This window comes from Sphingomonas sp. HMP6 (assembly GCF_013374095.1).
Classification (GTDB): domain Bacteria; phylum Pseudomonadota; class Alphaproteobacteria; order Sphingomonadales; family Sphingomonadaceae; genus Sphingomonas.
This window is the reverse complement of the sequence record NZ_AP022672.1, coordinates 2,169,468-2,187,178: the sequence shown is the minus strand read 5'-3', so window position 1 is coordinate 2,187,178 and position 17,711 is coordinate 2,169,468. Positions and strand designations below refer to the sequence as shown.

The 17,711-nt window shown below is 65.3% G+C and carries 22 protein-coding genes; 16 read left to right on the top strand and 6 right to left on the bottom strand.

Features of this window, described 5'->3' with window-relative positions; all coding sequences use genetic code 11:
• Window positions 1-5 precede the first annotated feature (5 nt).
• The 3 genes from HMP06_RS10690 (at window position 6) to HMP06_RS10680 (ending at window position 3,978) form a co-directional block, all read left to right on the top strand.
• Entirely contained in the window at window positions 6-2,837 is a 2,832-nt protein-coding gene (locus HMP06_RS10690) for a M16 family metallopeptidase (protein ID WP_176497073.1), read from the top strand.
• Window positions 2,838-2,861: 24 nt separating this feature from the next.
• Window positions 2,862-3,164, top strand: coding sequence for a hypothetical protein (locus tag HMP06_RS10685; RefSeq protein WP_176497072.1), 303 nt, complete (start codon window positions 2,862-2,864; stop codon window positions 3,162-3,164).
• Window positions 3,165-3,270: 106 nt separating this feature from the next.
• A complete protein-coding gene (locus HMP06_RS10680; RefSeq protein WP_176497071.1) occupies window positions 3,271-3,978 on the top strand; it encodes a DUF4163 domain-containing protein in 708 nt (235 codons plus the stop codon).
• Between the two features lie 18 nt (window positions 3,979-3,996).
• Here HMP06_RS10680 and HMP06_RS10675 read toward each other — a convergent pair whose 3' ends face one another.
• On the bottom strand, window positions 3,997-5,064 hold the full coding sequence (locus HMP06_RS10675) for a 5-(carboxyamino)imidazole ribonucleotide synthase (RefSeq protein WP_176497070.1): 1,068 nt from the start codon (window positions 5,062-5,064) through the stop codon (window positions 3,997-3,999).
• Between the two features lie 127 nt (window positions 5,065-5,191).
• Entirely contained in the window at window positions 5,192-5,683 is a 492-nt protein-coding gene (gene purE, locus HMP06_RS10670; protein ID WP_176497069.1) for a 5-(carboxyamino)imidazole ribonucleotide mutase, read from the bottom strand.
• A 108-nt stretch (window positions 5,684-5,791) separates the two neighbouring features.
• Between purE and HMP06_RS10665 the strand changes: the two genes are divergently transcribed.
• Window positions 5,792-6,457 carry a hypothetical protein gene (locus HMP06_RS10665; protein ID WP_176497068.1) on the top strand — a complete coding sequence of 222 codons (666 nt, stop codon included), beginning with the start codon at window positions 5,792-5,794 and terminating at the stop codon, window positions 6,455-6,457.
• Window positions 6,458-6,478: 21 nt separating this feature from the next.
• Here the strand turns inward: HMP06_RS10665 and gpmA are convergent, their stop codons facing one another.
• The 3 genes from gpmA to HMP06_RS10650 form a co-directional block, all read right to left on the bottom strand.
• Window positions 6,479-7,165, bottom strand: a complete 687-nt coding sequence (gene gpmA, locus HMP06_RS10660) for a 2,3-diphosphoglycerate-dependent phosphoglycerate mutase (protein WP_176497067.1) — start codon at window positions 7,163-7,165, stop codon at window positions 6,479-6,481.
• A gap of 127 nt (window positions 7,166-7,292) precedes the next feature.
• Entirely contained in the window at window positions 7,293-8,423 is a 1,131-nt protein-coding gene (locus HMP06_RS10655; protein WP_176497066.1) for a M14 family metallopeptidase, read from the bottom strand.
• A complete protein-coding gene (locus tag HMP06_RS10650; RefSeq protein WP_176498483.1) occupies window positions 8,420-9,034 on the bottom strand; it encodes a DUF4136 domain-containing protein in 615 nt (204 codons plus the stop codon). The genes HMP06_RS10655 and HMP06_RS10650 overlap by 4 nt, the downstream gene beginning before the upstream one ends.
• 165 nt (window positions 9,035-9,199) lie before the next feature.
• Between HMP06_RS10650 and ykgO the strand changes: the two genes are divergently transcribed.
• From ykgO to HMP06_RS10635, 3 genes are all read left to right on the top strand, one after another.
• On the top strand, window positions 9,200-9,325 hold the full coding sequence (ykgO, locus tag HMP06_RS10645; RefSeq protein WP_010160916.1) for a type B 50S ribosomal protein L36: 126 nt from the start codon (window positions 9,200-9,202) through the stop codon (window positions 9,323-9,325).
• 5 nt (window positions 9,326-9,330) lie between these two features.
• The gene (locus tag HMP06_RS10640; protein WP_443026478.1) at window positions 9,331-9,939 is read left to right on the top strand and encodes an HAD family hydrolase; all 609 of its coding nucleotides are present in this window, start codon (window positions 9,331-9,333) and stop codon (window positions 9,937-9,939) included.
• A gap of 114 nt (window positions 9,940-10,053) precedes the next feature.
• Window positions 10,054-10,968, top strand: a complete 915-nt coding sequence (locus HMP06_RS10635) for a hypothetical protein (protein WP_176497065.1) — start codon at window positions 10,054-10,056, stop codon at window positions 10,966-10,968.
• 93 nt (window positions 10,969-11,061) lie between these two features.
• On the opposite strand, the gene pyk is transcribed toward HMP06_RS10635, so the two are convergent.
• A complete protein-coding gene (gene pyk / locus HMP06_RS10630) occupies window positions 11,062-12,534 on the bottom strand; it encodes a pyruvate kinase (protein WP_176497064.1) in 1,473 nt (490 codons plus the stop codon).
• A 70-nt stretch (window positions 12,535-12,604) separates the two neighbouring features.
• Here pyk and HMP06_RS10625 point away from each other — a divergent pair, with 70 nt between their 5' ends.
• The 9 genes from HMP06_RS10625 (at window position 12,605) to HMP06_RS10585 (ending at window position 17,674) form a co-directional block, all read left to right on the top strand.
• Window positions 12,605-12,898, top strand: coding sequence for a DUF1244 domain-containing protein (locus HMP06_RS10625; protein ID WP_176497063.1), 294 nt, complete (start codon window positions 12,605-12,607; stop codon window positions 12,896-12,898).
• A 63-nt stretch (window positions 12,899-12,961) separates the two neighbouring features.
• Window positions 12,962-13,201, top strand: coding sequence for a DUF2312 domain-containing protein (locus HMP06_RS10620; RefSeq protein ID WP_176497062.1), 240 nt, complete (start codon window positions 12,962-12,964; stop codon window positions 13,199-13,201).
• Window positions 13,202-13,322: 121 nt separating this feature from the next.
• Entirely contained in the window at window positions 13,323-14,066 is a 744-nt protein-coding gene (locus HMP06_RS10615; RefSeq protein WP_176497061.1) for a YebC/PmpR family DNA-binding transcriptional regulator, read from the top strand.
• A gap of 110 nt (window positions 14,067-14,176) precedes the next feature.
• Entirely contained in the window at window positions 14,177-14,662 is a 486-nt protein-coding gene (gene ruvC / locus HMP06_RS10610; RefSeq protein ID WP_176497060.1) for a crossover junction endodeoxyribonuclease RuvC, read from the top strand.
• A 115-nt stretch (window positions 14,663-14,777) separates the two neighbouring features.
• Window positions 14,778-15,371, top strand: coding sequence for a Holliday junction branch migration protein RuvA (ruvA, locus tag HMP06_RS10605; RefSeq protein WP_176498481.1), 594 nt, complete (start codon window positions 14,778-14,780; stop codon window positions 15,369-15,371).
• Window positions 15,368-15,661, top strand: a complete 294-nt coding sequence (locus HMP06_RS10600; protein WP_176497059.1) for a ribbon-helix-helix domain-containing protein — start codon at window positions 15,368-15,370, stop codon at window positions 15,659-15,661. Before ruvA ends, HMP06_RS10600 begins: the two co-directional genes overlap by 4 nt.
• Window positions 15,654-15,956, top strand: a complete 303-nt coding sequence (locus HMP06_RS10595; RefSeq protein ID WP_176497058.1) for a type II toxin-antitoxin system RelE/ParE family toxin — start codon at window positions 15,654-15,656, stop codon at window positions 15,954-15,956. Before HMP06_RS10600 ends, HMP06_RS10595 begins: the two co-directional genes overlap by 8 nt.
• On the top strand, window positions 15,953-16,972 hold the full coding sequence (gene ruvB / locus HMP06_RS10590; protein WP_176497057.1) for a Holliday junction branch migration DNA helicase RuvB: 1,020 nt from the start codon (window positions 15,953-15,955) through the stop codon (window positions 16,970-16,972). Before HMP06_RS10595 ends, ruvB begins: the two co-directional genes overlap by 4 nt.
• Window positions 16,973-17,023: 51 nt before the next feature.
• On the top strand, window positions 17,024-17,674 hold the full coding sequence (locus tag HMP06_RS10585; RefSeq protein WP_176497056.1) for a hypothetical protein: 651 nt from the start codon (window positions 17,024-17,026) through the stop codon (window positions 17,672-17,674).
• The last annotated feature ends 37 nt before the right edge of the window (window positions 17,675-17,711 follow it).

Genomic DNA, 17,711 nt, shown 5'->3' with positions numbered 1-17,711 from the left:
ATCTCATGACCGTAAAGCTGTTCGCGCTCTCGGGCGTTGCTTTGACGACGCTTGCCATGCCCGCTTTCGCCCAGACCGCGGCGCCCGCGCCGAAGCCGGTGCCGGTGGCAGAGCTCGTGAAGCAGGTCGATATCCCCTACAGTGAATTCCGACTCGACAATGGCCTGCGCGTCATCGTCAACACCGATCGCAAGGCGCCCGTCGTCGCGGTCAGCGTTTGGTACAATGTCGGTTCGAAGTTCGAACCCAAGGGCAAGACCGGCTTCGCGCATCTGTTCGAGCATCTGATGTTCAACGGCAGCGAAAATGCCCCGGGCGATTACTTCACCTACACCAAGCAGATCGGGGCGACCGATCTCAACGGCACGACCTATTTCGACCGCACCAATTATTTCGAGACCGTGCCGTCCTCGGCGCTCGAGCGCACGCTGTTCCTCGAAAGCGACCGCATGGGCTATCTGCTCGGCGCAATCACGCCCGCCGTCATCGACGAACAGCGCGGCGTCGTGCAGAATGAGAAGCGCCAGGGCGACAATCAGCCGTTCGGCCTGGTCGAATATAAGCAGGTCGAGACGCTGTTCCCGACCGACCATCCGTATGGCCACAGCACGATCGGATCGATGGCCGATCTCGATTCAGCCAGCGTCGAGGATGTGAAGAACTGGTTCCGCGCGAATTACGGCCCGAACAATGCCGTGCTCGTCTTGTCGGGCGATATCGACGCCGCGACCGCCAAGACGCTCGTCACCAAATATTTCGGTGCCATCCCGAAGGGGCCGCAGAGCGTCGCCCCCGCCGCCGCCGTGCCGACGCTCGCCGCGCCCAAGGTGGAGACGATGAAAGATCGCGTTTCGAACACGCGTATCTATCGCATGTGGGCCGTACCCGGTCTCAACGACAAGGATTCGGTCGCGCTCGATGTCGCGGCCGGTGTGCTCGGTGGCCTGTCGAGCAGCCGGCTCGACAATGCATTGGTGCGCAAGGAAAAGCTCGCCGTGCGTGTCTCGGCGAACAATGAAAGCTTCGCGCAAGTCGGCATGTTCAGCATCAGCGCCGATGTGCGCCCTGGCGTCGATGCGGCGCTGGTCGCCAAGCGGCTCGACGAGATCGTCGCCGACCTGATCGCCAACGGCCCGACCGCCGACGAAGTCCAGCGTGTCGCGACGCTCAACGCCTCGGGCCGCATCGCGGGGCTGGAATCGGTCGGCGGCTTCGGCGGCAAGGCGGTCGCGCTTGCCGAGGGCGCGCTCTATTCGGATGATCCGAGCTTCTACAAGAAGCAGCTCGCGACGCTTGCCGCCGAGACGCCCGCGCTCGTCAAGGCGGCGTCGGCGAAATGGCTGACGCGCCCGGTCTATGCGCTGACTGTCGTCCCCGGTGCGCGCGATGCCTATGTCGAATCGACCCCGCCCGCCAAGGTCGCCACCGCGCCGGAACCGGCGGGCGCCAAAGCCGTGGGGGGCACGCGCGGCGCGCTGCCACCGGTCGGCACGATCTCCGACCTGGTCTTCCCCAACGTCGAGCGCACCCGGCTGAAGAACGGGATCGAGCTGGTCTATGCGTATCGCAACGCCGTGCCGATCACGCAGGCAGTGATCAGCTTCGACGCCGGTGTCGCGGCCGATGTGCCGGGCAAGCTCGGTACGCAGCAACTGACCCTCGACATGATGGACGAAGGCACGACGACGCGCGATTCGATCGCGATCGCGGAGGCCAAGGAACGGCTGGGTGCGAGTATCTCGACCGGCTCGGGGCAGGATCGCACGACGCTGTCGATGTTCACGCCGAGCGCCAATCTGGGCGGTTCGCTCGAACTCTTCTCCGACCTCGTGCGCCATCCGAAGTTCGATCCGGCCGAAGTCGCCCGCCTGAAGAACCAGCAAGTCGCGCGGATTTCGGCCGAACTGACCAACCCGCAGGGCCTTGCGCAACGCGTGCTGCCGAAACTGGTTTATGGTGCGGCCTCGCCTTATGCGAAGGGTTTGGGCAGCGGCGATGCCAAGGCGGTTGCACAATTGACGCGCGACGATCTTATTGCGTTTCAGCAGGCTTGGCTGCGCCCCGACAAGGCCAAGATCTTCGTCGTCAGCGATCGCCCGCTGGCCGAAATCAAGGCAGCACTCGACACGCGCTTCGGCGATTGGACCCCGATGGGCGCCGCCGGCACCAAGGATTTTAGCGCCCCCGCCACCCCCGCCGCGCCGAAAATCCTGCTGATCGACCGGCCTGATTCGCCGCAGTCGCTGATCATCGGTGCCGCCCCGACGGCGTTGGTAGGGACCGACGAATTGCTCCCGCTGCTCGCTGCCAATGATTCACTCGGTGGGGATTTCACCGCACGGCTCAACATGGACCTGCGTGAGGCGAAGCATTGGTCGTACGGCGTCAGCGGTAATTTCCGCCGCGCGCAATATCAGACGCCCTATGTCATCGGTGCGCCGGTCCAGGCCGACAAGACCGGCGATTCGATCAAGGCGTTGCAGGGCGACGTGAAAGCGTTCCTCACCACCAACGGCGTCACCAAGGACGAGTTCGATAGCACCGTCAGCGATGCCATCCGATCGCTGCCCGGCAATTTCGAAACCTCGGGCGCGGTCTTGGGCGCGATGCAGCAGAACGATCTCTACAAGCGTCCCGACGATTATTACGCGTCGCTCCCGCAAAAATATCGCGCGCTGAGCGTCGCCCAACTTGACGCTGCGGCACGCGCGGCAATCGACCCGGCCAAGTTCATCTGGATCGTCGTCGGCGATGCGTCGAAGGTTCGCCCTCAGCTTGACAGCATCGGGTTGCCGGTTGAGGTGGTGAGTGCCGCATCCGTCGCGGATGTGCGCTGAAGATTCGCGTTTAGGAGAGAGATAATGGCTGCAATCGACGGAAGCTGGGATACGGTCGTCAAGTCGCCGCTGGGCGACCAGAAGGCCACGTTGACGGTCAAGACCGACGGCGCGAGCTGGACTGGTTCGCAAGTGGGCGCACAGGGCAGCCACGAAATCACCGACGGCATCGTCGAGGGTGAGACGATCAAGTGGACGATGTCGATCGTCGTGCCGATGCCGATGACGCTGACCTGCCAGGCAACGGCGGAGGGCGACACGCTGACTGGTTCGGTCGGCGCAGGCGCCTTCGGCAGCTTCCCGATGACCGGCACGCGCCAGGCGTAAGCCTACGCTTCGAAACGACACGGGGCCCGCTTCCGCAAGGGAGCGGGCCTTTTGCTTGACGGGAACGGGCGGGCGCTAGATTCTGGTGCCCGAACGGAGAATCAAGATGCGCCTTTGGTCGGTCAGCATGATGGTGGTCGCGTTCGGCACTGCGTCGATGGCGCAGGCTGCCGAAACGACGCCAAACTACACCTTCGATTATGCCTATCCGGCGGCGGCGGGTCAGATCGGCCCGCTGCGTGCCTGGCTGGAGGCGGATAAGGCGCGGATGCGCGCCAAGCTCGCGGCCGACGCCGCCGCCGCCCGCGCCGATGCAAAGAAGGAAGGCTTCCCGTTCCGCAGCTACGACGCGTCCAAGACGTGGAAGGTGGTGACCAGCACGTCGCGCTTTCTCAGCCTGTCGGGCGATGTGGGCAGCTACACCGGCGGCGCGCACGGCATGTCCCAGTCGCTGTCGCTGGTCTGGGACAAGAAGGCAGGGCGTCAGGTAAAGTCCAAGGATGTGTTCGTATCGTCGGCGGTGATCCAGGCTGCTTTCGGCACCGCGTGGTGCGCAGCGTTGAAGACGGAGCGGACGAAGCGTCTCGGCGCGGACGCCGGGCAGGACGATATCTTCAAATGCCCCAAGGTCAGCGACCTCACGCTCTTGCTGGGATCGTCCAACGGCCGGGTGATCAACCGGATCGGGCTGATCGCCGACCCCTATGTCGCGGGCTCCTATGCCGAAGGGCCGTATGAGCTGACGCTGCCTGTTGGCGCGGCAGCTCTACGTGCCGTCAAACCCGCCTATCGTAAGGATTTTGCACGCCCCTGAAGCTCGCAGCCCGGCGCGTTACCGGCCCAGCCGCGTAACATGCCCCATCTTGCGGCCCGGGCGTGTCTCCTTGCCGTACAAATGCAGATGCGCGCCGGGTTCCGCCAAGATCGCGGCCCAGCGGTCGGCATCATGCCCGATCAGATTTTCCATCGCCACCGTCGGCGCGGTTAATCCCGTGTCGCCGAGCGGCAGGCCGCAGATCGCGCGAATGTGGTTTTCGAATTGCGAGGTGACCGCGCCTTCGATCGTCCAATGCCCGCTATTGTGGACGCGCGGCGCCATTTCGTTGAACACCGGGCCATCGGCGCTCGCAAAGAACTCGCACGCCAGCACCCCGACATAGCCCAATCGGTCGGCGATCCGCCCGGCGAGCGCGGCGGCCTCGCCCCAGCTTGCCGCGATCTCTGCGGGTGCGGGCAGGGTCGAGCGCGCCAGCACGCCGTCCTTATGTTCGTTCCACGGCGGCGGATAGCTGACCATCTGCCCGTCGCGCCCGCGCACCAGCAGGATCGAGAATTCGTGGCTGAACGTCACGAACCCCTCAAGGATCGCGGGCCGCGCGCCGATCGCCTCCCATGCCGCCGGAACGTCGCCGGGCGTGGTGATGCGCACTTGCCCCTTGCCGTCATAGCCGAGCCGCAGCGTCTTGAGGATCGCCGGGCAGCCGATCTCCGCCACCGCTGCCTCCAATTCGGCGAGCGTCTCGACTTTGGCCCAGGGGGCGGTGCGGCCGCCGAGCTCGCCGACGAACTGCTTTTCCTGCGCGCGGTCCTGCGCGATGCCGAGCGCGGCGGGGGCGGGGTGGACCGGCACCTTTGCCGCCAGATAGATCACCGGATCGAGCGCGATATTCTCGAACTCGTACGTCACGACATCGGCCGCCGAGGCGAATTCGTCGAGCACGATGCGGCTGTGATAATCGGCGCGGGTGAAGCTGGTCGCGGTCTGCGCCGCCACCGCTTCCTCGTCGGGCGCGAGCACGCGGGTGTGATAGCCAAGCTGGGCTGCCGCCACCGACAGCATCCGCCCGAGCTGCCCGCCGCCGAGAATGCCGATGGTGGAGCCGGGGGGGAGGGGGTTCATACGATCGATCTCGAATGCCGTTCGTGCGGAGCTTGTCGAAGCACAGCTCTCCGCGAACGCAGGTGGCGTTTGTTGCTCGGGCCCTTCGACAGGCTCAGGGCGAACGGATAGCGGTGGGCGTCGCGCCTCACGCCGGATCGACCGCGACGCCGTCGGTCTGGGCCGCACGCCACGCCTGCAACCGCGCGCTCAAATCCTCGTCGCTAAGCGCCAAAATCGCCGCCGCCAGCAACGCTGCATTCTTCGCACCCGCCTTGCCGATCGCCAGCGTGCCGACGGGCACCCCGGCGGGCATCTGCACGATCGAATAGAGGCTATCGACGCCCTTCAGCGCCTTGCTCTCTACGGGAACCCCCAGCACCGGCAAATGCGTCAGCGCCGCCGCCATGCCGGGCAGATGCGCCGCGCCGCCGGCCCCTGCGATCACCACCTTGATCCCGCGTTCGGCCGCGCTGGTGGCATAATCGTAGAGCCGCTGCGGCGTGCGGTGCGCCGATACCACCTTCGCTTCGTGCGAAACGCCCAATTCGCGCAGCACATCGGCGGCATGGTGCATCGTCTCCCAATCGGACGTGCTGCCCATGATGATGCCAACGTGGGGAATCTCTGCCGCGGTCATGCCATTTGCCTAGCGGGCGGCGCGGGGCAGGGCAACCGTGGCGAAACGGAACATTGCAGCCCCGGCATGAGTTGAGCAGCGCACTAACCACCACAGGAGGTCCTTTTCATGACCCGTATTTTCAACGCCGTTTCGGTCGCCGCCATGTCGGCTGCGCTCGTCTTCTCCAGCCCGGTTGCTGCCGCCGGCAAGCACGAGCGCGCGCAGGCCGCAATCGCCGAAGCGCGCGCGAAGATCGACGCCTCTGTCAAGATCGGCGCGAGTGCGCAGTCGCCGCGGCTGCAGGCCGATGCCCAGGCCGCGCTGCGCACCGCCGAGGAACGCCTTGCGCGCGGCGACAAGGAAGAAGCGATCGCCGCCGCGCACCGCGCCAGCCAGCTTGCCGATACGGCGTTGGGTGAGGCCCAGCGCGCGCAGACGTTGAACGCGCAGGCCAACACCGCCAATGCGCAGGACGCTGCGGCCGATGCGCAGGCCCAGGCGGCGGCCGCCAATGCGCGCGCCAATGCCGCTGAACAGGCTGCGGCGAGTGCGGAAGCCGCTGCTGCCGCCGCGCGCGCGGCACCGCCACCGGCGCCGGTCGTGATGGTCGCTCCGCCGGCCCCGCCGACGACGACGGTCACCACCGAGGTGGTCAAGACCGCTCCAGCCGCGAAGCCGAGGACGGTCGCGAAGCGCAGGGTCGTCCGCCGCAGCGTGCGGCATGTCGCGGCACGCCCCGCCCCGAGCGTAACGACCAAGACGACAACGACGATCAAGACCGAGCCGAACTGAGCCCGGCCCGGCCCGCCGCCGCTACCGTTCGCTCAGATAATAGCGATCGGTGGCGGTGAGGGCGTCGTCGAGTTCATAGACGATCGGCTGGCCGGTCGGGATTTCCAGCGTGGTGATCGCGTCATCGGGAATGCCCGACAGATGCTTGACCAGCGCGCGCAGCGAATTGCCGTGCGCGGAGATCAACACGCGCTTGCCCGCCCTGAGTTCGGGCGCGATGCGACCCTCCCAATACGGCAGCACGCGCGCGATCGTGTCCTTCAGGCTTTCCGCATTGGGGATCGCGATGCCCGCATACCGCCGATCGGCCGACAGGTCATAGGCGCTGCCCGGCTCCATCGGCGGCGGCGGGATGTCGAAGCTGCGGCGCCAGATATGCACTTGGTCGGCACCATATTCGGCGGCGGTCTCGGACTTGTCGAGGCCGGTCAGCCCGCCATAATGCCGCTCGTTGAGCTGCCAATTCTTCTCGACCGGCAACCACAGCCGCTGCATTTCCTCGAGCGCCAGATTGAGCGTCTTGATCGCGCGCGTCTGCAGCGACGTGAAGCAGAGATCGAAATCGAGCCCCTTCTCCGCCATCAACCGCCCCGCCGCGCGTGCTTCCTCGGCGCCCTTCTCGGTGACATCGACATCCCACCAGCCGGTGAAGCGGTTTTCGAGGTTCCAGGCCGACTGGCCGTGGCGGATCAGGACGAGGGTGGGCATTGATTATTGTCTCCTTCCCCGGCGAAGGCCGGGGCCCAGTTGCGCTGTCGGATATCGTTAGGGCGCGACACTATCAACCAACCTCTCGCGACTGGGCCCCGACCTTCGCCGGGGAGGCGAGGAGGCCTTAAATCCCGTCGATCATATCCGCCAGCACCTCAAGGCACGCATGCGCCAGCGCCTTCGAGCGCTCGCCCGACCAGCCGAATTCGGCGTCGGGGTTGGGATCATGGTCCTTGAACGGCATCTCGAGCGTCATCGACACCGCGCCAAAGCGCTCGGCGAGTTGATTGGTCGACATCGACAGATTGGCGCGGCCCGGCGCGGATTTGTCATAGCCCTTGGCGGTCTGGAAATCGGGCGTGTGCGCTTCCAGCCGGCGGCCGAAATCATAATATTTCTCGCCCAGCGCATCGGTCCACGACGGAATCCCCTCGAACCCGGCCAGGAAATTGGCCGCGATCGCTTCGTCGCCGTGCACGTCCATCGCGAACGCCACGCCGGTCTCGTCCATCGCGTTGCGGACGCACAAAACTTCGGGTGACTTCTCAGGGGTCGGCGTGTGCCATTCGCGGTTGAGGTTCACCCCCGCCGCATTGGTGCGCAAATGCCCGCGGAACGACCCATCGGGGTTCATATTGGGCACGCAGTGGAAGGTCGCCTTGGCGAGCAGCGCCTCTGTCACCGGGTCGGCGGCGTCGGTCAGCCGTTCGAGCACGCCCTCCAGGAACCATTCGGCCATGCTCTCGCCGGGATGCTGCCGCGCGTAGAGCCAGACATGCTTGGGGCCGCTGCCGATGTCGAGGCAATCGATCGCGCGTCCGTCGATCGACTGGCCAAGCTCGCGGTGCGTGACGCCCGGGCGCGCGGCGATGCGCGCGACCAGCGCGTCGTGGCGCTCCATCGTATAGGGTTGGAAATAGGCGAACCACACCAATTCGCTGGTGCCGGTCCATTCGAATTCGAGCGCCCCGTCGACATAGCGCGTCGGCGCCATCCGCCACGTCTCGCGATCGGTGCTGACGCGCACCTTGTATCCCGGCCAGCCGAACGGGTACGCCGAGCCGCCCGCATTGGTGATGCGAAAGGTTACCGTCCGCCCGCGCGCGCCCGCCACCCGGAAGTGGAACCATTGGTAGAAATCCGACAGATGATCCTGCCGGATATTCAAGGTGACGCGGTCATCCTCGACCGCGACAACCTCGATATTACCGCTGTCGAAGGCGGCGTTGATGCTGAGCGTTGGGGGCTGGGTCATTTCACCGTGATAGTGCGGCCCGATTCCCCGGGGAAGCCCTGGAACAGCGCGCGCGCCAATTTCGCCGCGGTCGGGTCGGTCTGCGCTTCGGGTGCGGCCCCGTCGGCACTGGTTTCAGCGCGGCCTTCCCAGATCACCGTGCCGTCGCGGCGGCGGCGGATCTGCACTGTCATTTGCGTGACGACGACCTCGCGGAACCGCTGCGTGCCGACCGGGAAGGACACGCCGCCGCCAAGACCGACGCCGCCACCACCACCGCGACCACCGCTAAACCCGCCGCCGCCCAGGCCGATCGTCAGCCCGCCGCTCTTGGGCGGGCCCTGTCGCGCGGTGCGGCTGAAGCCGAGCACTGCGACATATTGCGCGGTCGTCCCGCTCGCCGGGATGGTGAAGCCGTTCTTCAGGGCCTCGGTCTCGATCGCGGCGGCGTAGCTCCGGAATTCCAGCCCCGGCGCGCCGGCACCCGGCATCGGCTCGGTCGTCAGCGTCCCCGTCTCAAGCGGCGCGCCCAGATGGAAACGCGATACTTCGACCGGCGCGACTCGCGGCGTCGTCGCGCACGCACCGAGCGCGGCAGTTGCCGCCAGTGCCAATCCCAAACCCAGTTTCATCATGCTATTCCTCGACCAGCAACAAACGTTGCACGGGTGTAACGCTTGGACCCCGGCTGCCGGTTCCGCGCCTTTTCGCGGGTGCTTCGGCTTGACTTAGCCGGAAGGCGACCATATGCGCAGCCCCTCTTTTCCACATTCCAGAATTTGCAAAGCGAATCGATCATGAAGATCCGCAATTCCCTGAAGTCGCTCAAGGGCCGTCACCGCGATAACCGCGTGATTCGTCGTCGTGGCCGCACGTATATCATCAACAAGACGAACCGCCGGTTTAAAGCCCGCCAGGGCTGAAGCCAGTGGCGAAGGCCGTCGTCTTCGACGTCGGCAACGTCCTGTACGACTGGAATCCCAGGTTCCTGTACGAGCGCCTGACCCCACCGGGTCCGGCGCTCGATGCGTTCCTGCGTGATGTCGCGACCAAGGACTGGCATTTCCAGCATGACGCCGGCCGTCCGTTCGCCGAAACCTCGGCCGAGCTGAGCGCTACGCATCCCGACCATGCGGACTTGATCGCGCAGTGGGGGCCGCGCTTCACCGAACAGCTCGGCGACATGCTGCCGGACATGCGCGATCTTGTGCTGGAGCTCGATACCGTAGGCGTGCCGCTTTACGCGATCACCAATTTCTCGGGCGAATTCTGGCCACCGTTCCGCGCGCGTGAAGCGGATCTGTTCGATCGCTTCAAGGGCATCGTGGTGTCCGGCGACGAACTGCTCACCAAACCCGATCCCGCGATCTACCGCCTCGCCCTCGATCGCTTCGCCCTGGGCGCGCCGGACTGCGTGTTCGTCGACGACCGCGCCGACAATGTCGCGGGCGCGCAGAATGTGGGGATGGAGGCGGTGCTGTTCACCGACGCGACCGCGTTGCGCGGCGATTTCGCGCGGTTGGGTGTCCTCGGATAGGTCAAGCTGGCAGACGAACTGTCTGGGATTGGTGCTTAGCCGCCAGTCCGCTTTTAGGTTTTCAATCGCGGAAAGCTGCCCCTATCGTGGGCGTCTGCGGGTGGGGGATGATCGATGAAAGGTCTTTTGAAGTGGGCGTTCGCGCGCAAGCTGGCTGACCCTAGCGCAGGCTCCGTGCCTACCTCAATGGAAGTCGGACAGGTCTACTCCTTTCAAACTCGGCCCTATACGGAGTTTTCGCCTCCCGCGACAGGCCGATTTGCTGCGATCAAAATCCTCGGCATCAATGAAAATTATGTTTTCATTGCTGTTCTGGACGGCATTTGGTCCAACCCGCCGACGGTTGCGGAGGTCCGAACAGCGTCCATAATCAACGAACATCGCTTCGCCCAAACGGGTAGGCCGGCCGTTTTCGGTGTCATCCGCGAGTGGTGGAAACCAGCGAGCGATTTAGACGAGTTCAAGTTTGTGGGAACGCAGCCGGCCTCTCGCGCGGAACGATCGTATTTTGATGCGTTTGTAAGCCACGCTCCCGGATCATGTACTTCCACATTGTTCGGTGCAAACCACGCCGCAGAAGGTGAGTGGCGCTGGTCGAATGACCGGGAAAACGTCGTCATCGAGGTCGAGAAAAAGAACACCAAGAATGAAGCCGAGCGAGCGGCCAAGGAGGAGCGGTATCGCACCCGGTTGATCAAGCTTACGTGGGAGCAGCTTAAATCGGAGACGCCTTTCGAGAGATGGTCCCCATCGCCACCGTTCCCGCCCGAAGAGTTCACGGATGCCGCTCGCGCTGTGATCCGCAATGCTTGCGACGCCCTCAAAGAGCTTGGCCCCAAACCTCGAAGGGCGGATGTCCGGACCGTCCTGAAGAAGACCGTCATCTGGTTCAACGAAGCGGACGAGAAGGCCGGTGGCGTCATCGAGACCGAAGAGCGCGAGGACATATGCGCCGTGCTCGAAGAGATGGCCCATGTGGCGCGGCAGAAGGTCCTCGTGGAGGAGATAGACGAGTGGCGCGAGTGGTAAGGCTTGGGGTGGTCTTACAACAGAACGGCAGGTTTCGGGTCGTTCGATCCTCTGCCCTAATGGCAGAAATTGGGCGAAAGCCGCCGCCACCCCTCAGTGCGCATACCCCTTCAACTCATCCCCGACGATCCGCACCACATGCAGCACATTGGTCGATCCCGGGGTCTTGAACGGCACGCCCGCCATCAGGATCACGCGGTCGCCGGCCTTGGCCAGGCCGTGGCGCAGCGCCATGCGCTTGGCCTTGGCGACCATTTCCTCGAACGAATCGACGTCCTTGGTGTGGATCGCATAGGCGCCCCACAGCAGCCCGGCGCGGCGCGCGGTCTCCAGCGTGGGGGTCAGCACGATCAGCGGCACGCCCGGTCGCTCGCGCGCAACGCGCCGCGCGGTCGAGCCCGAGGTGGTGAAGCACACGATCGCCACCGCATCGACCGTCTTTGCGATGTTCTTGGCCGCCTCGGACAGCGCGTCCGCCGTGGTCGGGTCGGAGCGGATCACGGTGAAATGGATGCGGTCGCCATGCGTCGGGTCGCGTTCGACCGCTTCGCCGATCGCGTTCATCATCGCGACCGATTCGGTCGGCCATGCGCCCGCGGCGCTTTCCGCCGACAGCATGATCGCATCCGCCCCGTCATAGATCGCCGTCGCCACGTCGGACACTTCCGCGCGGGTCGGGGAGGGGCTGGTGATCATCGATTCGAGCATCTGCGTCGCCACCACCACCGGGCGGCCGAGCCGACGCGAAACCTCGATGATACGCTTTTGCAGCGGCGGCACGCTTTCGGGCGGTAGTTCGACGCCGAGATCGCCACGCGCGACCATCACGCCGTCGCACGCCTCGACGATTTCCTCGAGCCGGTCGATCGCCTGCGGTTTTTCGATCTTCGCGAGCAGCGCCGCCTTGCCGCCGATCAGTTTTCGCGCCTCGGCCAGATCCTCGGGCCGCTGGACGAACGACAAAGCGATCCAGTCGACCCCCTGGTCGACTGCGAAGGCGAGATCGCTGCGGTCTTTCTCGGTGAGCGCCGCCATCGGCAGCACGACATCGGGCACGTTCAGCCCCTTGCTGTTCGACAGCGCGCCGCCGACCACGACTTCGGTGGTGATCGTCGTCGCGTCGTGCGCGGTCACGCGCAGCACGAGCTTGCCATCGTCGAGCAACAGCCGCGCGCCGACTTCGATCGCCTCGAAAATCTCGCGGTGCGGCAATTCGACGCGGGTGGCGTCGCCGGGCGTCGTGTCGCGGTCGAGCGTGAAGGTCGCGCCTTTTTCCAGCACGGTGCGTCCGCCGTCGAACTTGCCGACGCGCAGCTTCGGCCCCTGCAGATCGGCCAGGATCGTGGTCGGACGACGGTAGATCCTTTCGAGATCGCGGATCGCCGCGATCACCGCGACCTTTGATTGCTGATCACCGTGGCTCATGTTGACGCGAAACGCATCGGCACCGGCTTCGAACAGCATGGCGATCATCTCGGGGCTGCTGCTCGCGGGGCCGAGCGTCGCCAGAATGCGTACCTTGCGCGAACGCGGAACAAACGCCTTTGTCGGGGAAGTTTCGATCATGGGGAGGTCCTGGCTTGTGCCTGCCTGCCTCTAACCCCTATCTCCGCGCGATCAACTGCGGAGCGCTACCATGGCCGATTTGGATACACTCGACGATGCGGTCGCCGCCGCCGCCTTCCGTCGGCTGGTGCGGCATTTGCGCCACCGCGACGATGCGCAGAATGTCGATCTGATGGGGCTGGCCGGGTTTTGCCGCAACTGCCTGTCGGATTGGGTGCAGGAGGCGGATGGTGGCCTGTCTAAGGACGCCGCGCGCGAGATCGTCTACGGGATGCCCTATGCGCAGTGGAAGGCCGAGCATCAGGGCGAGGCGAGCCCCGAGCAACTTCGCCGTATGACCGAGAGTGTTGCGAAGAATGCGTGACGGCGGCGCTTCGCTGCCCTAAAGCGCCCGCCTTTCACTGATTCACATGCGGGGAGCATTACCGTGAGCGAGATCATCGCCGCCGACCAATTACGCCTTCTGATCGAACGCATCGAGCGGCTCGAAGAGGAAAAGAAGGGCATCGCCGACGACATTAAGGATGTCTATGGCGAAGCGAAATCGACCGGTTTCGACACCAAGACGATCCGCCAGATCGTGCGGCTCCGGAAGATGGAAAAGCACCACCGCGACGAAGCGGAAATGCTGCTCGAAACCTACAAGCAGGCGCTCGGGCTCGTCTGAGCGTCGCCCTCTTCCGTTCGTCCTGAGCTTGTCGAAGGACTGCTTCTTCTTCTAACTGCGCCGCAGGAGAAGGGCAGGGCTTCGACAAGCTCAGCCCGAACGGCAGTTTTCAGGACCACACATGGCAGGCCATTCCAAATATAAGAACATCATGTACCGCAAGGGCGCGCAGGATAAGAAGCGCTCGGGCATGTTCTCCAAGCTCAGCCGCGAAATCACCGTCGCGGCGAAGATGGGCTTGCCCGATCCCGACATGAACCCGCGCCTGCGCATGGCGATCAACGCCGCCAAGGCGCAGTCGATGCCCAAGGACAATATCCAGCGCGCAGTCGACAAGGCAGCGAAGGGCGATACCGAGAATTACGAGGAAATCCGCTACGAAGGCTTCGGCCCCGGCGGCGTTTCGCTGATTATCGAGGCGCTGAGCGACAATCGCAACCGCACCGCCACCAACGTCCGCATCGCGATGACGCGCAACGGCGGAAACATGGGCGCATCGGGCGCGGTCAGCCATGCGTTCGACCGGATGGGCCTGATCAACTATCCGATTAGCGCAGGCGATGCCGAGAAGGTGTTCGAGGCAGCGCTCGATGCGGGCGCGGAGGACGTGTCGTCGAGCGACGACGGCCATGAAATCTGGACCGCCAACGATGCGCTTCACGAAGTCGTCACCGCGCTCACGCCGGTGCTCGGCGAACCCGAAGGCGCGAAGCTCGCCTGGCGCCCGCAAACGATGGTCGAAGTTGGCGAGGAGGATGCGATCACGCTGTTCAAGCTGATCGACGCGCTCGACGATGATGACGACGTGCAGACCGTATGGGGCAATTACGACGTGCCCGATGCTATTTTGGAAAAGCTGGGGTGACTGAAAATTCCCCTCCCGCTTGCGGGAGGGGTTAGGGGAGGGCATGTCGCGGGGGTGCCAAAACATTCCCTCTCCCAGCCCCTCCCGCAAGCGGGAGGGGAGAAGCGCCCATGCTGATCCTCGGCCTCGATCCCGGCCTTGGCACCACCGGCTGGGGCCTGATCCGCGCCGAGGGCAACCGCCTGAGCCATGTCGCCAACGGCAAGCTCAAGACCGACACCGCCGCCACGCTCCCGCGCCGCCTCGCGCATCTCGATGCGATGCTGAACGCGCTGCTGATCGATCACGCGCCCGAGGCGTGCGCGGTCGAGGAAGTGTTCGTCAACGCCAACCCGCAATCGACATTGAAGCTCGGCCAGGCGCGCGGCGTGGTGCTCTGCGCGGCCGCGCGCACGGGGCTCGAGGTTGGCGAATATGCCGCGCGGCTGGTCAAAAAGGCGGTGGTCGGCGTCGGTAATGCCGAGAAAGCGCAAGTCCACGCGATGGTGTCGCGCCTGCTGCCCGGTGTGAAAATCGACGGACCCGACGCCGCAGACGCGCTCGCGGTGGCAATTTGCCACGCGCATCATCTGGCGAGCGCGCGCGCGCTTCGTTGATTCCGGTCGTCACCCCGGACTTGTTCCGGGGCCCACCGTGCCGCATAGAAATACCCGCGGCGCTTGCGGCCCGGTGGATGCCGGAACAAGCCCGGCATGACGAATGGTGGCTGGGTTGATCGCGCATCTCAAAGGCAGGCTGGACGCGACGGGGCTCGATCATGCTGTGATCGATGTCGGCGGGGTCGGCTATCTCGTCGGCTGCTCGTCGCGCACGCTGTCCGCCATCGGCCCGGTCGGCGAAGCGGTGATGCTCCACACCGAAATGCTGGTGGCGGAGGATTTCATCCGCCTGGTCGGCTTCGCGAGCGCGTCCGAGCGCGACTGGTTCCGCTTGCTCACCGGCGTGCAGGGGGTGGGTGCGCGCGTCGCGCTGGCGATCCTCTCCGCGCTCGAACCCAACGACCTCGCCCGCGCGATCGCGGCGCAGGACAAGGCGATGGTCGCCCGCGCCAACGGCGTCGGGCCAAAGCTGGCCGAGCGCATCGTGCGCGAGTTGAAGGACAAGATCGGTGGCGTCGAAATCGGTGGCGCGAGCATCTCGGTCGCCCCGACCGGCGCGGGCGCGGATGCGGTGTCCGCCATGCTCAACCTCGGCTTCCGCCCCGCCGAAGCCAGCGGCGCGGTCGCGGCGGCGGAGGAGGAACTGGGGGCAGGCGCGAGCCTCGACGCGCTGGTGCGGCTGGCGCTGCGCAAGGCGGCGAAGTGAGCTCGCTGGACCAGCATGAAGCGAAGGGCTATAACGAGAACATGACCCTTAACGTCGCCTTGTCGCCCGATCTTCAGAGCTACGTCGATGCGCGTGTTGCGCAGGAAGGTTTCGCCGATCCAGCGGATTTCTTGCGCGATCTCGTCCGCCGCGACCAAGACGCGTATGAAGCCGACGTCCAGCGCGTACGGGCACTGATCCAAGAAGGCGTGGATTCCGGCATCGTCGATGCAGAACCCGAAGATATTCTCGATGAAATAATCGCTGGTATCCATCATCGGCATGGCTGAGCTGCGCGTTAGCGCGAAGGCGCGTCGCGATCTCGAACAGATTGGCGATGCGGGCGCGACAGAGTATGGCGCGGTCGCCTCTGCTCGTTATGTCGAGGGCTTTCGTCGGCTATTCCGTTTGTTGCAGGCGCAGCCGCTCGCTGGCCGCCAGCGTCCGGAACTCGGGAAGGATGTTCGGTCGCTATCGCACCGGCCCCATGCGATTCTGTACCGTGTCATCGGCGACACCGTCATCACCGACCGCATCCTTCATCAGGCGCGCGATGTCGGCCGAGCGCTGCGGGACGACCAATGACCGATAACCCCCTCCTAACCCCATCCCGCACGCCCGAGGACGTCGACGCCGCACTCCGCCCGAAATCGCTCGACGATTTCATCGGGCAGAAGGCGGCGCGCGAGAATCTGCGCATCTTCATCGCCGCTGCCAAGGCGCGCGGCGATGCGCTTGACCATGTCCTGTTCTTTGGGCCGCCGGGGCTCGGCAAGACGACGCTCGCGCAGATCGTCGCGCGCGAGATGGGGGTCGGGTTCCGGGCGACCTCCGGCCCGGTCATCGCCAAGTCGGGTGATCTTGCCGCACTCCTCACCAATCTCGAGGATGGCGACGTGCTGTTCATCGACGAGATCCACCGGCTGCAACCGGCGGTGGAGGAAGTGCTCTACCCGGCGATGGAGGATCGCGCGCTCGATCTGATGATCGGCGAAGGGCCGTCGGCGCGCAGCGTACGGATCGATTTGCCGCGCTTCACCCTCGTTGGCGCGACGACGCGGCAGGGGCTGCTCACCACACCGTTGCGCGATCGCTTCGGCATCCCGGTACGCCTCACCTTCTACACGGTCGAGGAACTGACCAGCGTCGTCACCCGCGCCGCCGGGCTGCTCGGCCTCGCCATCTCGCCCGAAGGTGCCAGCGAAGTCGCCCGCCGCTCCCGCGGCACGCCGCGCATCGCCGGGCGGCTGCTGCGCCGGGTGCGCGATTTTGCGCATGCCGCCGGGCATGATCTGGTGGATGCCCACGCCGCCGATTCCGCACTCAACCGGCTCGAAGTCGACAAGCTCGGCCTAGACGCGATGGACCGGCGCTATCTGATGATGATCGCCGACATCTACCGCGGTGGCCCGGTCGGGGTCGAGACGCTCGCGGCGGGTCTCAGCGAACCGCGCGACACAGTCGAGGAAGTAATCGAACCCTATCTCATCCAATTGGGCCTTATTGCGCGCACCGCGCGCGGACGCTGCCTCAATGCCGGCGGGTGGAAGCATCTCGGGCTCAACCCGCCGGCGGGGAGCCAGGACGGACTGTTCGATTAAAGCCGCCTGGCTAACCCGAATTTAACTTTGTTTTGCTAGCGTTCTGAGATCATGGCCTCGGATCGCTGCAGCCTCTGTAACAAGTCCGCCGAGCGCGCCGCGCTGGTGCGCTGTTCCGATGCGCGCTGCCCGCTTGCCAGGACGCCGCAACGCGTTTCGATCAAGACCCTGGTCGGGATGGGCGTGGCCGGGCTGCTTGCGGTTGCGGCGGTCGGCGGCATTGGCATGATGGCGACGGGAAGCACGGCGGACGGTGTGGCTTCGGCTGCGGAACCAGCCGTCGATAGCACAACGTCAAACGCCAGCGAACCGCTCCACGCGACGGCACAGACCGACGATGGCTCGTCCTTTACCTGGCTGGCGACACTGTTCGAGGCGCCCAAGCCGGCTGCGGTGGAAATACCGGTCGATATACCCGATCCCGGCAGGCCCGATCCACGCGCGGGAACGCGGGTGCAGAGCTTCTCCTGCGATGGTGCTTTGACGGCGAGCCGCTCACTGATGTGCACGCGCTGGGATCTGGCGACGGCCGACTACAATCTGGCGCTATCTTACAAGAACGCGCTGGTCCATGCCCGCAACCCGCGGGCGCTGCGGCGGGCACGCGCGCTGTGGCTGCAGCAGCTCGACGCCCTCGGCAGTGATGCCGTGCGTATCCAGAAGCATATCGAAGCCTTCCAGCGGACGATCACCACGGCCTGATCCGCGCCGTCTCGGCCACGGCTATCAGCGCCCCCAA